Raw genomic sequence first — 12,207 nt, 5'->3', positions numbered from 1 at the left:
GCCGCACGGCGCCCGCTCAGTGATGCCAGCGCCGCTCGGCGAAGTGCACGCGGCCGGCGCCTTCGAGCGGCGGGCGGGGAATCAGACCCGTTCGGCGATGAAGCGCTTCACCGCCTCGACGTCCGGCGCCATCACCTCGACGCGCTGCGGCAGCTTCTCGATGCCCTCGAGATCGGCCGGGCGCTCGGGCTCGCGGCCCAGGGCTTCGACGATGGTGTCGGCGAACTTTACCGGCAGCGCGGTCTCCAGCACCAGCAGCGGCACGCCGGCCGGCACCTCGGCCGCATGCTGCCGCGCGACCTTGACGCCGTCGGCGGTATGGGTGTCGATCATCACGCCGTACCGTTCGAAGACCTCGCGGATCGTCGCCAGCCGGTCGGCATGGCTGCTGGCTCCGGTAACGAAGGCGAAATCGGCGATGCGCGCGAATTCCGGCGTGCCGGACAGATCGAAGGCGCGGCCGGCCTCCACTTCCGCCCACAGCGCCGCGACCCGCCGCGGATCGCGGCCGACGAGGTCGAAGACGAAGCGTTCGAAGTTCGACGCCTTGGAGATGTCCATCGACGGGCTGGACGTCACGTGCGTCTCGGCGGCCTTGCGCGGACGATAGACGCCGGTGCGGAAGAACTCGTCGAGCACGTCGTTCTCGTTGGTGGCGAGGATCAGCTTCGCCACCGGCAGCCCCATCCGGCGTGCGATGTGGCCGGCGCAGATGTTGCCGAAGTTGCCCGACGGCACGCAGAAGGCGACCTGCTCGTCGTTGCTCTTCGTGGCGGCGAAGTAGCCCTTGAAGTAGTACACGATCTGGGCCGCGACGCGCGCCCAGTTGATCGAGTTGACCGCGCCGATCTTGTGCCTGGCCTTGAAGGCATGGTCGTTGGACACCGCCTTCACGATGTCCTGCGCGTCGTCGAACATCCCGGTGACGGCGATGTTGAAGATGTTGTCGTCCTGCAGCGAATACATCTGGGCGCGCTGGAAGGCGCTCATCTTGCCGTGCGGCGACAGCATGAAGACGCGCACGCCGTGCTTGCCGCGCATCGCGTACTCGGCCGCCGAGCCGGTGTCGCCCGAGGTGGCGCCGAGGATGTTGATCGTCTCGTCGCGCCTGTCGAGCACGTACTCGAACAGGTTGCCGAGCAGTTGCATCGCCATGTCCTTGAAGGCCAGCGTCGGGCCGTTGGACAGCTCCAGCAGGCCGAACCGGCCTTCTTCCAGCCAGTGCACCGGCGTGATGTCGGAGGCATCGTCGCCCTTGCGCACGTGGCAATACACCTTGGCGGTGTAGGTCTTGTCGCAGATCGCCTCGAGGTCCGCCGGCGGGATGTCGGTGATGAACTTCGACAGGATCTCGAACGCGAGCCCGGCATAGGACAGGCCGCGCCACGCATCGAGTTCGGCGCGCGTCACCTGCGGATAGCGTTCGGGCAGGTACAGGCCGCCGTCGGGCGCGAGGCCGCCCAGCAGGATGTCGCAGAACTCGGGGTTGGCGGGCTGGCCGGCGTGGCCTCGGGTGGAGATGTACTTCACGGGAAAATCCTCGATTGGCAGAAAGCGGGCGGCTGCCGGAAGCTGCACCGGGACCGCGAGCCCGCAAGTTTAACGAATGCCGCGCCGCAATCGTGGCCGGCGTTCGCCGTCCGGCCGCGTCGCGCGCCGTCCTTGCCTCCGATCGTCGGCCGCGAACCGCCACCGGGCTTGCCCGATCGATCCCCGGTAACCGAGGGACGACTACAATCGAAGCTCCACACAGTACACCCCGGGAGAACACCATGAGCTTCGGCAACATCATCGGCCAGATCCTGCAGCAAGGCATGGCCAGCCAGAGCCCTTCGCGGCTGGAACACACCTTGGGCCCGTCCGGTCTGGGCGGCGTCGGCGGCGGACTGGGCGATCTGCTCGGCTCCGTGCTCGGAGCGGGCGGCGGCCGGGCCGGCGGCGGCCTGGGCGACGTGCTGGGAGCCGTGCTCGGCGGACAGGGCGCGGGGCGGAGCGCGGGCGGCGGACTGGGAGACCTTCTCGGCGGCCTGCTGGGCGGCGGGTCGGCCGGCGGCCAGGCGGCCGCCGGCACGGGCGGCGGGCTGGGGGATCTGCTGGGCGGCGCGCTGGGCGGCGGCGCGGCGCGCGGGAGCGGAAGCAGCAACCCGCTCGGCGGCACCGGCATGGCCATCCTCGCCACGCTGGCGATGGCGGCATTGAAGAACTGGCAGGATTCGCGCGGCGCCGCCACCGCCGCCGGACTGACGGACGCCGCCGCGATGGCGCCGGGCCAGTTCGCCGAGATGACCGCGCCCGAGACCGAGAAACTGGTGCTGCGCGCGATGATTTCCGCCGCGAAGGCCGACGGCCAGGTCGACGAGGACGAGATCCAGCGCATCGTCGGCCGCATCGGCGAAGACGGCGTGACCCCGGACGAGAAGCAGTTCGTCGCCGAGGAACTGCGCCGCCCGCTGGACCTGCAGGGCCTGATCGACGCGGTGCCGAACGAGGCCGTCGCGGCTCAGGTGTATGGCGCGTCGCTCCTGGCCATCCGCCTCGACACCGACGCCGAACTCGCCTACCTGCAGCAACTCGCACGAGGGCTGGGGCTGGACGCGGGCACGGTTGCCCGCCTGCACCAGCTCACCGGCACCCAGGGCTGACCGGGCGCCCCTGGAGGCGCAGCCCGCCTCCAGGGGCCGCATCACCCATATACCGACGGCCGCAGGAACACATCCTGCGGCCGTCTTCTTCATGCACCACGCCCTGCCGACGCGCAGGAACCGGCGCGCCGCCCGCCCGGTTCAGCCCGCCGATTGCGGCTCGGACCTCTCCAGCCTGCGGATCAGCAGCGCACGCGATTCGCGCTCCGCGTGCTGGGCACGCGCCTGCATGCTCTCCTCGACGAAGGCGATGTGGCGGCGCACCGCCGCCCTGGCGCCGCCGGCATCGCGGTCGCGCACGGCCTCCCAGATCGCCGCGTGCTGGTCGCGCAAGCGCAGCCAGTCCTCTTCCACGCGGCGCAGGTGGCGCAGGTTGAGGTCGATGTGCTCGTGGATGACGCGGAACAGGCTCGCCGTCAGATGGCCGAACATCACGTTGTGCGCGGCCTCGGCGATCGCCTGGTGGAAGGCGAAGTCGGCCTTCACCTGTTCCTCGAAGACGCGCGCCGACGGCCCTTCCGCAAACAGGCCCTCCACCCGCCTGAAGGCTTCGCCGATGCGCTCGATGTCGGCATCGGTCGCACGCTGCGCCGCCATCGCCGCAGCCTCGGACTCCAGCATGCCGCGGAACTCGAGCAGGTCGGCCTGCAGGTTGGGATGCTGGCGCAGCATTTCGCCCCACGGATCGGTGAAGCCCGAGTCCAGCCGGTCGGTCACGAAGGTGCCCCCGCCCTGGCGGCTGTGCAGCAGCCCTCTCGACACCAGCTTCTGGATGGCTTCGCGCAGCGAGGGCCGCGACACGCCGAGTTCGGCGGCGAGTTCGCGCTCGGGCTGCAGCCGGTCGCCCGGTTTCAGCGCTCCGTCGAGGATACGGCGCTCGAGTTCGTGGGCGATGGTGTCGGACAGGCGCCGGACCGCGATCTTGCCTGTATTCATGGGGCCTCCGTCATTGGTCTGACCAAAATACTACTCGTGTCGCAGCGCCGTCCGCAAGCGCGGTGGCCGCCTGCCGGGCGGCGGCCGCGCGATAGATGAATGGAATCCACACGATTCACGAAATGAATCATTGACGCTGCCGCCGGATGCGGGTACATTTTCGGCCACGCAGTAAATTGGTCTTACCAATAAACCAAAACTGAGCGTGATGCGCCCGACGGGGCACGCCACAGGAGGAGACATGAGCAGTCCTTCGAACGGTACCGCGCAGTCCTCGCGCACCTATCCGCCGCGGCCCGCGGCGGTCTATTTCTATGCCACCTGCCTGGTGGACCTGTTCGTGCCGGAAGCCGGCATGGACGCCATCACCCTGCTCGAGCGCGAAGGCATCCGCGTGATCTTTCCCGAGAACCAGTCGTGCTGCGGCCAGCCGGCGTTCTCCAGCGGCTTCCCCGAAGAGGCGCGCAAGGTCGTCGCTGCGCAGCTCGACCTGTTTCCGGAGGATCACCCCGTCATCGTGCCGTCCGGTTCCTGCGCCGGCATGATGCGCTGGCACTGGGAGAAGATCTTCGCCGAGGATCCCGCCATGCGCTCGCGGGCCGCCGCGGTGGCTGCGCGCACCTACGAACTCGCCGAGTTCCTGGTCCACGTGGTCGGCTTCCAGCGGCGCGACGAGGGCGAGCCGATCACCGTCACGCTGCACACCTCCTGTTCGGCGCGGCGCGAGATGGGCACCCACCTGGTCGGCCGCGAACTCCTCGCCCGCCTCTCCAACGTCACACTCGCCCACCACGGCCACGAATCCGAATGCTGCGGCTTCGGCGGCAGCTTCTCGATCAAGCACCCCGACGTCTCGACCGCGATGGTGAGCGACAAGGTGGCCGCGCTGAAGGCGACCGGCGCGCACGAGGTGGTGACGGCGGACTGCGGCTGCCTGCTCAACATCACCAAGCGCGCAGAGAAGGAAGACCTCGACGCCGGCCGCACCCGGCCCTCGCTGCCCGGCGAGCACCTCGCCACCTTCGTGCTGCGCCGCACCGGCGGCCAGCCCTCGCGGAGGAACTGAAGTGAAACAGCCCCCACGCTCACCTCGTTCGCTGCCCCAAGGGGGGGCACCCAATGGCTTCGGGCCGGGCGCCAGGGAAGCGGGCACCACCCGCGACCGCATCCTGGCCAGACTGCGCGCCAGCCGCCCGTCCCAGCCCCTGCCCGCACCGGTGCTCGACGAGCACTACGCTCCGCGCGCGCGCAACGAAACGCTCGCCGGGCGCGTGGCGCGCTTCCGGGCCGGCATCGAGAGCTTCCACGCCGAAGTCCATCTCGCGAGCGAGGCCGGCTGGCCGGCGCTGCTCGCCCGCCTGTGCGCCGAGAAAGGCGTCGGCTCGCTGCTCTACGGCGCCGGCACGCCCGCCGGTGGCAGGCTCGACCAGTCCGCCTTCCCCGCCACCGCGCTGCGCCCGTGGGCGGGCTGCGTCGAAGACCTGAAGGCGGAACTCTTCCATCGCATCGACGCCGGCTTCACCCAGGCGCTGGGCGCGATCGCCGAGACCGGCACGCTGATCGTGTGGCCGTCCGAAGCGGAGCCGCGCACGCTGTCGCTGGTGCCGCCGATCCACTTCGCGCTGCTCGACGCCCGCAGCATCCATCCGACCTTCTTCGATGCGATCCGCGCCGGAAACTGGGCCGACGGCCTGCCCACCAACGCGCTGCTGGTCTCGGGCCCGTCCAAGACGGCCGACATCCAGCAGACGCTGGCCTACGGCGCCCACGGCCCGAAGGAACTGGTGGTGATCGTGATCGAGGCCGAAGGAGAGGTTCGATGAGCGCCCCTGCTCCCGCCACCTCGAAGGGCGACGCCCGCCCCATCGCCTTCGTGTCGGCGCAGGCCCTGCGCGAACGCATGCACGAGGCGGTCAACGACCCGCACCTGCGCACGAGCTTCCGCGGCGCGATGGACTTCCTGATGGCCAAGCGCGCGGCGCAGTTCCCGGACGAATCCGAACTGGCCTCGCTGCGCACGCTGTCCGAGGCCATCCGCCAGTACAGCCTGTCGAAGCTGCCCGACCTGCTGGAGCAGCTCGAAGCCAACCTGACGCGCAACGGCGTGCAGGTGCACTGGGCGGCGGACGCCGGCGAAGCCAACGCGATCATGCTCGGCATCGCCCGCCGCCACGCGGCGAAGTCCATCGTCAAGGGCAAGTCGATGGTCAGCGAGGAGATCGAGTTCAACCACGCGATGCAGGCTGCCGGCATCGAGGCGCTGGAGTCGGACATGGGCGAATACATCGTCCAGCTCGCCGGCGAAAAGCCCTCGCACATCATCATGCCGGCGATCCACAAGACCAAGGAGCAGATCGCCCGCCTGTTCGCCGACAAGGTGCCCGGCGTCGACTACACCGACAACGTCGATGCGCTGATCCAGATCGGCCGCCAGGTGCTGCGCGAGAAGTTCGAGCAGGCCGACATCGGCCTGTCCGGCGTGAATTTCGCGGTCGCCGAGACCGGCACCCTGTGCCTGGTCGAGAACGAAGGCAACGGCCGCATGTGCACCACCGTGCCGCGGGTGCACATGGCGATCACCGGCATCGAGAAGGTCGTCGAAAAGCTCGAGCACGTCGCGCCGCTGTTCTCCATCCTGACCCGCTCGGCCACCGGACAGGCGATCTCCACCTACTTCAACATGATCTCCGGCCCGCGCAAGCCGGACGAGAAGGACGGCCCCGAAGAGGTGCACCTGATCCTGCTCGACAACGGCCGCAGCCAGGCTTATGCCGACGAACAGTTGCGCAAGACGCTGCAGTGCATCCGCTGCGGCGCCTGCATGAACCACTGCCCGGTCTATACCCGCATCGGCGGCCATGCCTACGGCACGACCTACCCCGGCCCGATCGGCAAGATCGTGTCGCCCCACATGATGGGCCTGGAACAGACCCACCTGCTGCCGACGGTCTCCACCCTGTGCGGCGCCTGCGGCGAGGTCTGCCCGGTCAGGATCCCCATCCCCGAGCTGCTGGTGCGCCTGCGCGGCGAAGCCCAGAGCGCGCCCCACGCGAATCCGGCGATGGCCGGCCAGGGCGCGGGCTACAGCGCGCTGGCCTCCTTCGCCTGGCGGGCGTGGGCGCGCATCTACGCCAGCCCGGGCAACTACCGGCTGTTCAGCTGGCTCGCGTCGCGCCTGCGCGCGCTCACGCCGTCCCGCCAGAGCGGGTGGACCGCCGCCCGCACGCCGCTCACGCCCGCGCCGCGAAGGCTGAGGGACATGGTGCGCGACCGCCGCTAGACGCGCCCGGCCGCCCCGCCTCGCGCGGGGCGCCCACGGGCGAGCAACCGACCCATTCAACGCATCCCTGACGGGAGGACCCATTGTGTCCGCATTGATCGAAGCCCTGCGCCGCCGGCTGCCCGCCGGACGCGTGATCACCGACGAACTGCGCCGTCTCGCCTACGGCACGGACGGCAGCTTCTACCGGCTGATCCCCGAGGTGGTCGCCGTCGTCGACGACGAGGACGAAGTCCGCGACGTCGTCGGCCTCGCCCGCCAGTTCCGCCGGCCGGTCACCTTCCGCGCCGCGGGCACCAGCCTGTGCGGGCAGGCGGTCACCGACGGCGTGCTGGTGCTGCTCGGCGAGGGGCTGGCAAGCTGCCGCATCGCGGCCGACGGCGCCACGGTGGAAGTGGGGCCGGCGATCGTCGGCGCCGAGGTCAACCGCCGCCTCGCGCCGCTGGGGCGCAAGATCGGCCCCGATCCGGCGTCGATCAACGCCGCCAAGATCGGCGGCATCGCCGCCAACAACAGCAGCGGCATGTGCTGCGGCACGGCGCAGAACAGCTACAACACGCTGGCCGCGATCCGCGTGCTGTTCGCCGACGGCAGCCTGCTCGACACCGGGGACGAGGCCAGCGTCGCCGAATTCCGCGACAGCCGTGCGGCGCTGCTCGAACGCCTGGCCGCCCTTGCCGCCGAGGTGCGCGCCGACACGGAGCTGGCCGCGCGCATCCGCAGCAAGTACAAGATCAAGAACACCACCGGCTACAGCCTCAACGCGCTGGTCGATTTCGACGACCCGGTGGACATCCTCGCCCACCTGATGATCGGCTCCGAAGGCACGCTGGGCTTCATCTCCCTCGTCACCTACCGCACGGTGCCGGAATACGCCCACAAGGCAAGCGCGCTGGTGTTCTTCCCCGACATGGAGAGCGCCTGCCGCGCTGTGGCCGGGCTCAAGGCCGGACCGGTGGATGCCGTCGAGCTGCTCGACCGCGCCTCGCTGCGCGCGGTGGCGGACAAGCCGGGCATGCCGCCGCTGCTGCTCACGCTGGCCGACGGCGCCACCGCGCTGCTGATCGAAACGCGCGCGCCGTCGGCGCCCGGACTCGGCGAGCGCGTCGCCGCCGTGCTCGCCGAACTGGCGAACCACCCGCTGCTCGAGCCGCCCGCCTTCACCACCGACCCGGCCGAGATCGACCGCCTGTGGCACGTGCGCAAGGGCACCTTTCCGGCGGTGGGCGCGGTGCGCAAGCCGGGCACGACCGTCATCATCGAGGACGTCGCCGTCGCGGTGCCCGACCTCGCCGCCTGCTGCCTCGACCTGCAGCGCCTGTTCGCGAAGCACGGCTACCACGAGGCGATCATCTTCGGCCATGCGCTGGAGGGCAACGTCCATTTCGTGTTCACGCAGGATTTCGGCATCGAATCGGAAGTCGCGCGCTACGCCGCCTTCATGGACGAGGTGTGCGCCCTGCTGGTGGAAAAGTACGACGGCTCGCTGAAGGCCGAACACGGCACCGGGCGCAACATGGCCCCCTTCGTCGAGCTGGAATGGGGTGCCCGCGCGTACGCGCTGATGAAGGAGATCAAGCGCCTGTTCGACCCGGAGGATCTGCTCAACCCCGGCGTCGTCATCAACGACGATGCCCGGGCGCACCTCAGGCACCTCAAGCCGATGCCGGCGGCGGGCGCGCTGTACGCCCCGGTGGACCGCTGCATCGAATGCGGCTTCTGCGAGCCGCAATGCCCGTCGCACGGCCTCACCCTGTCGCCGCGCCAGCGCATCGTCGGCTGGCGCGAGCTGGCCCGGCGCGAAGCCGCCGGCGAGGATGCCGGCGAACTCGGCCGCGACTATCTCTACATGGGCCTCGACACCTGCGCCACCTGCGGCCTGTGCGCCACCGCCTGCCCGGTCGGCATCGAGACCGGCGCGCTGACGCGCGCGGTGCGCGGCGAAAAGCTGTCCACCGTCGCGCGCAAGCTGGGCCAGGTCGCGGCCAACCATTTCGGCGCCACCCAGGCACTGGCCCGCACCGCGCTGAAGGCGGGCCACGTCGCCGAATCGGTGGTCGGCACGCAGCTCCTCGCCCGCCTCACCGGCGGCGCATGGAAGGCGGGCATGCCGCGGCCGCAGCCCCCCGGCCGCGTCTCGGCGCGCGCCGGCGCGGGCGACAAGGTGGTCTATTTCCCGACCTGCGCCGGCCGCATCTTCGGCGCCGACACGCCCGAGGCGGCGCTGTCGGCCACCGTCATCCGCGTGCTCGAACGCGCCGGCTACGCGCCCGTGGTGCCCGAGGGCGTCGATGCGCTGTGCTGCGGACAGTCCTTCGTCAGCAAGGGCATGGCGGAGGACGCCGACCGCAAGTCGGCCGAACTCGAGGCGGTGCTGCGCCGCGCCAGCGAAGACGGACGCCATCCCATCGTGCTCGACGCCAGCGCCTGCTCGCTGCGCATGAAGACCTTCCTCGCCGAACGCCTGCCGGTATACGACCTCGTCGAATTCGCGCACGACGCCCTGCTGCCGCGCCTGATGCTGGCGAAAAAGGCCGGCCCGGTGCTGATCCACCTGAACTGCAGCGCGCGCCGCATGGGTTTCGAGGACAAGCTGACGAAGCTCGCCCGCGCCTGCGCCGACGAGGTCACGCTGCCGGCGCAGGTGAAGTGCTGCGGCTTCGGCGGCGACCGCGGCTTCGTCGTGCCCGAACTGAATGCCCATGCGCTGCGCAAGCTGCACGCGGAGGTGCCGGCCGGCTGCTGCGGCGGCTACTCCAGCAACCAGACCTGCGAAATCGGCCTGACCGCCGCCACCGGCCTGCCCTACCGCTCGATCGTCCACCTGCTGGACGAATGCAGCACGGAGGCGGCCCGCCTGGCGGCCTGTTGAACGCGACTCCGATCCACCACCCCAGCCGCGGGGGCCCTCCCCCGCGAACCAGCCCCGCCCGCCGCACGAGAACAACGACCGCCGGCCGCAACCCACGAGCCGCGGCAACCCGCGCAGCACCGTTCAAAACAACCCGATCGAAACGGATTCCTTGAGGAGGACCCACCCGATGCAACCGTGGATGCAAATTTACGATCCGCTGGGCAACCTATGGTTGTCTGCGCTGATCGCCGCCCTGCCTATCTTCTTTTTCTTCATCGCGCTGGCCGTGCTGCGCATGAAGGGCCACGTCGCCGGCACGATCACGGTGGCGATCGCCCTCGGCGTCGCCATCTTCTTCTACAAGATGCCCGTTCCGATGGCGCTGGCCTCCGCCGGCTACGGCTTCCTGTACGGCCTGTGGCCGATCGCGTGGATCATCATCGCCGCCGTCTTCCTGTACAAGATCACGGTGAAGACCGGCCAGTTCGACGTCATCCGCGCCTCGGTGGTGTCGATCACCGACGACCAGCGGCTGCAGATGCTGCTGGTGGGCTTCTCGTTCGGCGCCTTCCTGGAAGGTGCGGCCGGCTTCGGCGCGCCGGTGGCGATCACCGCCGCGCTGCTGGTGGGGCTGGGCTTCAACCCGCTGTACGCCGCCGGCCTGTGCCTGATCGCCAACACCGCGCCGGTGGCCTTCGGCGCGATGGGCATCCCGATCATCGTCGGCGGCCAGGTGACCGGCATCGACCCGTTCAAGATCGGCCAGATGGCCGGCCGCCAGTTGCCGCTGCTGTCGGTGATCGTGCCGTTCTGGCTGGTGGCGATGATGGACGGCTGGCGCGGCATCAAGGAAACCTGGCCCGCGATCCTGGTGGCCGGCGGCAGCTTCGCGGTGACGCAGTACTTCACCGCCAACTACATCGGACCCGAGCTGCCGGACATCACCTCCGCGCTGGTGAGCCTGATCTGCCTGACCCTGTTCCTGAAGAACTGGAAGCCCAAGCGCGTGTTCCGCTTCGACAAGCAGCACCATGCGGAACTCGGCGAGGACCGGCACTACGGCTTCGGCGAGATCGCCAAGGCGTGGTCGCCCTTCGTCATCCTCACCGCGATGGTCACGATCTGGAGCCTGAAGCCGTTCAAGGCGCTGTTCGCCAAGGATGGAGCGCTGTATGCAACGGTGTTCCAGTTCCCGGTGCCGATGCTCGACAAGCTGGTGATCAAGATGGAGCCGATCGTCGCGCAGGCCACGCCCTACGCCGCGGTCTACAAGCTCGACCTCCTGTCGGCCACCGGCACCGCGATCTTCATCGCCGCGCTGATCAGCATGCTCGTGCTCGGCATGAGGGGCGGCGACGCCGCGCGCACGCTGAAGGAAACCGTGCTCGAACTCAAGCGCCCGATCTACTCCATCGGCATGGTGCTGGCCTTCGCCTTCGTCGCCAATTACTCCGGCCTGTCGGCCACGCTGGCGCTGCTGCTGGCCGGGACCGGTGCGCTGTTCCCGTTCTTCTCGCCCTTCCTCGGCTGGCTCGGCGTGTTCCTGACCGGCTCCGACACGTCGTCGAACGCGCTGTTCTGCTCGCTGCAGGCCACCACCGCAAACCAGGTGGGCGTCTCCGACACGCTGCTGGTGGCGGCCAACACGACCGGCGGCGTGACCGGCAAGATGATCTCGCCGCAATCCATCGCCGTCGCCTGCGCCGCGGTCGGCCTGGTCGGCAAGGAATCGGACCTGTTCCGCTTCACCGTCAAGCACAGCCTGATGTTCGCCACCATCGTCGGCATCATCACCACGCTGCAAGCCTACGTGTTCCCGTGGATGATTCCGTGATCCGCGCCGCCGCCCGCTGAGCCGGGCGGGCGAACGCGGCAATGGCAGGGGACGGCCGGCAGAACCGGCCGTCCCCTTTTTCATCGGCGAAACGCCGGTGTCCGGCCGTCAGCCTTCCAGCCGGAATCCGACCTTCAGCGTCACCTGGAAATGCGCCACCTCTCCATCCACGACGTGGCCGCGGGTCTCGACGACCTCGAACCAGTCGATGTGGCGGACGGTCTTCGCAGCGGTCTCGATGGCATTGCGGATGGCGTCGTCGATGCCCGTCTTCGACGAACCGATGATCTCGACCTTCTTGTATACGTGATCCGACATGGTCTCCTCCTGAGCGTGTGGGCCGATCAGAGCTTCTTGTGGGAACCGTCGCAGTACGGCACGCCGGCGGTGTGCTTGCAACCGCACAGAAAGACGGTGCCGTCCGTTTCCGGCGTGAATTCCACCGGGCCGAAACCGCTGCCTTCATGCGAGCCGTCGCAGAACGGCTGGTTCCGGCTGCGGCCGCAGGCACACCAGAAATACTGCTTGCCCGCTTCCGCTTCGACGACGTAGGGCCCTCTCCTTGCGACGTGGGGACCGATGCCGGACATGGCGCTTCCTCCTCGTTGTCGGATGCGGCTGGACGACGTCCTTCGATCCGTCCTTCGGCCGAAGGGCGCGA

The 12,207-nt window shown here is 69.4% G+C and carries 10 protein-coding genes; 6 read left to right on the top strand and 4 right to left on the bottom strand.

What is annotated here, in order from left to right; genetic code table 11:
- Positions 1 to 81 precede the first annotated feature (81 nt).
- A complete protein-coding gene (gene thrC / locus CCZ27_RS07045; RefSeq protein ID WP_096452296.1) occupies positions 82 to 1,530 on the bottom strand; it encodes a threonine synthase in 1,449 nt (482 codons plus the stop codon).
- Between the two features lie 242 nt (positions 1,531 to 1,772).
- Between thrC and CCZ27_RS07040 the strand changes: the two genes are divergently transcribed.
- Positions 1,773 to 2,642, top strand: a complete 870-nt coding sequence (locus CCZ27_RS07040; protein ID WP_096446815.1) for a tellurite resistance TerB family protein — start codon at positions 1,773 to 1,775, stop codon at positions 2,640 to 2,642.
- Positions 2,643 to 2,783: 141 nt separating this feature from the next.
- On the opposite strand, the gene CCZ27_RS07035 is transcribed toward CCZ27_RS07040, so the two are convergent.
- Positions 2,784 to 3,578, bottom strand: a complete 795-nt coding sequence (locus tag CCZ27_RS07035; protein WP_096446813.1) for an FCD domain-containing protein — start codon at positions 3,576 to 3,578, stop codon at positions 2,784 to 2,786.
- Positions 3,579 to 3,819: 241 nt separating this feature from the next.
- On the opposite strand from CCZ27_RS07035, the gene CCZ27_RS07030 reads away from it, so the two are divergent.
- The 5 genes from CCZ27_RS07030 (at position 3,820) to lldP (ending at position 11,546) form a co-directional block, all read left to right on the top strand.
- A complete protein-coding gene (locus CCZ27_RS07030; RefSeq protein ID WP_198363288.1) occupies positions 3,820 to 4,644 on the top strand; it encodes a (Fe-S)-binding protein in 825 nt (274 codons plus the stop codon).
- Between the two features lies 1 nt (position 4,645).
- Positions 4,646 to 5,401, top strand: a complete 756-nt coding sequence (locus CCZ27_RS07025; protein WP_198363287.1) for a LutC/YkgG family protein — start codon at positions 4,646 to 4,648, stop codon at positions 5,399 to 5,401.
- Entirely contained in the window at positions 5,398 to 6,858 is a 1,461-nt protein-coding gene (locus tag CCZ27_RS07020; RefSeq protein ID WP_096446809.1) for a LutB/LldF family L-lactate oxidation iron-sulfur protein, read from the top strand. Before CCZ27_RS07025 ends, CCZ27_RS07020 begins: the two co-directional genes overlap by 4 nt.
- Before the next feature lie 85 nt (positions 6,859 to 6,943).
- Complete coding sequence (locus tag CCZ27_RS07015; RefSeq protein ID WP_096446807.1) at positions 6,944 to 9,730, top strand: FAD-binding and (Fe-S)-binding domain-containing protein; 2,787 nt, start codon at positions 6,944 to 6,946, stop codon at positions 9,728 to 9,730.
- A gap of 181 nt (positions 9,731 to 9,911) precedes the next feature.
- On the top strand, positions 9,912 to 11,546 hold the full coding sequence (gene lldP / locus CCZ27_RS07010; RefSeq protein WP_269769095.1) for an L-lactate permease: 1,635 nt from the start codon (positions 9,912 to 9,914) through the stop codon (positions 11,544 to 11,546).
- 108 nt (positions 11,547 to 11,654) lie between these two features.
- Here lldP and CCZ27_RS07005 read toward each other — a convergent pair whose 3' ends face one another.
- Positions 11,655 to 11,864, bottom strand: coding sequence for a dodecin (locus tag CCZ27_RS07005; RefSeq protein ID WP_096446803.1), 210 nt, complete (start codon positions 11,862 to 11,864; stop codon positions 11,655 to 11,657).
- Between the two features lie 26 nt (positions 11,865 to 11,890).
- A complete protein-coding gene (locus CCZ27_RS07000; RefSeq protein ID WP_096446801.1) occupies positions 11,891 to 12,136 on the bottom strand; it encodes a CDGSH iron-sulfur domain-containing protein in 246 nt (81 codons plus the stop codon).
- Between the last annotated feature and the right edge of the window lie 71 nt (positions 12,137 to 12,207).

The organism is Thauera sp. K11, from assembly GCF_002354895.1.
Lineage (GTDB): Bacteria > Pseudomonadota > Gammaproteobacteria > Burkholderiales > Rhodocyclaceae > Thauera > Thauera sinica.
Note: the sequence above shows the minus strand (reverse complement) of the source record. Positions and strands in the feature narration are given on the sequence as shown.

Excerpts from the sequence above, each read along its gene's own strand:
- CCZ27_RS07040 (WP_096446815.1), top strand. The coding sequence starts at position 1,773 with ATGAGCTTCGGCAACATCATCGGCCAGATCCTGCAGCAAGGCATGGCC.
- CCZ27_RS07035 (WP_096446813.1), bottom strand. The coding sequence starts at position 3,578 with ATGAATACAGGCAAGATCGCGGTCCGGCGCCTGTCCGACACCATCGCC.
- CCZ27_RS07030 (WP_198363288.1), top strand. The coding sequence starts at position 3,820 with ATGAGCAGTCCTTCGAACGGTACCGCGCAGTCCTCGCGCACCTATCCG.
- CCZ27_RS07020 (WP_096446809.1), top strand. The coding sequence starts at position 5,398 with ATGAGCGCCCCTGCTCCCGCCACCTCGAAGGGCGACGCCCGCCCCATC.
- lldP (WP_269769095.1), top strand. The coding sequence starts at position 9,912 with ATGCAAATTTACGATCCGCTGGGCAACCTATGGTTGTCTGCGCTGATC.
- CCZ27_RS07005 (WP_096446803.1), bottom strand. The coding sequence starts at position 11,864 with ATGTCGGATCACGTATACAAGAAGGTCGAGATCATCGGTTCGTCGAAG.
- CCZ27_RS07000 (WP_096446801.1), bottom strand. The coding sequence starts at position 12,136 with ATGTCCGGCATCGGTCCCCACGTCGCAAGGAGAGGGCCCTACGTCGTC.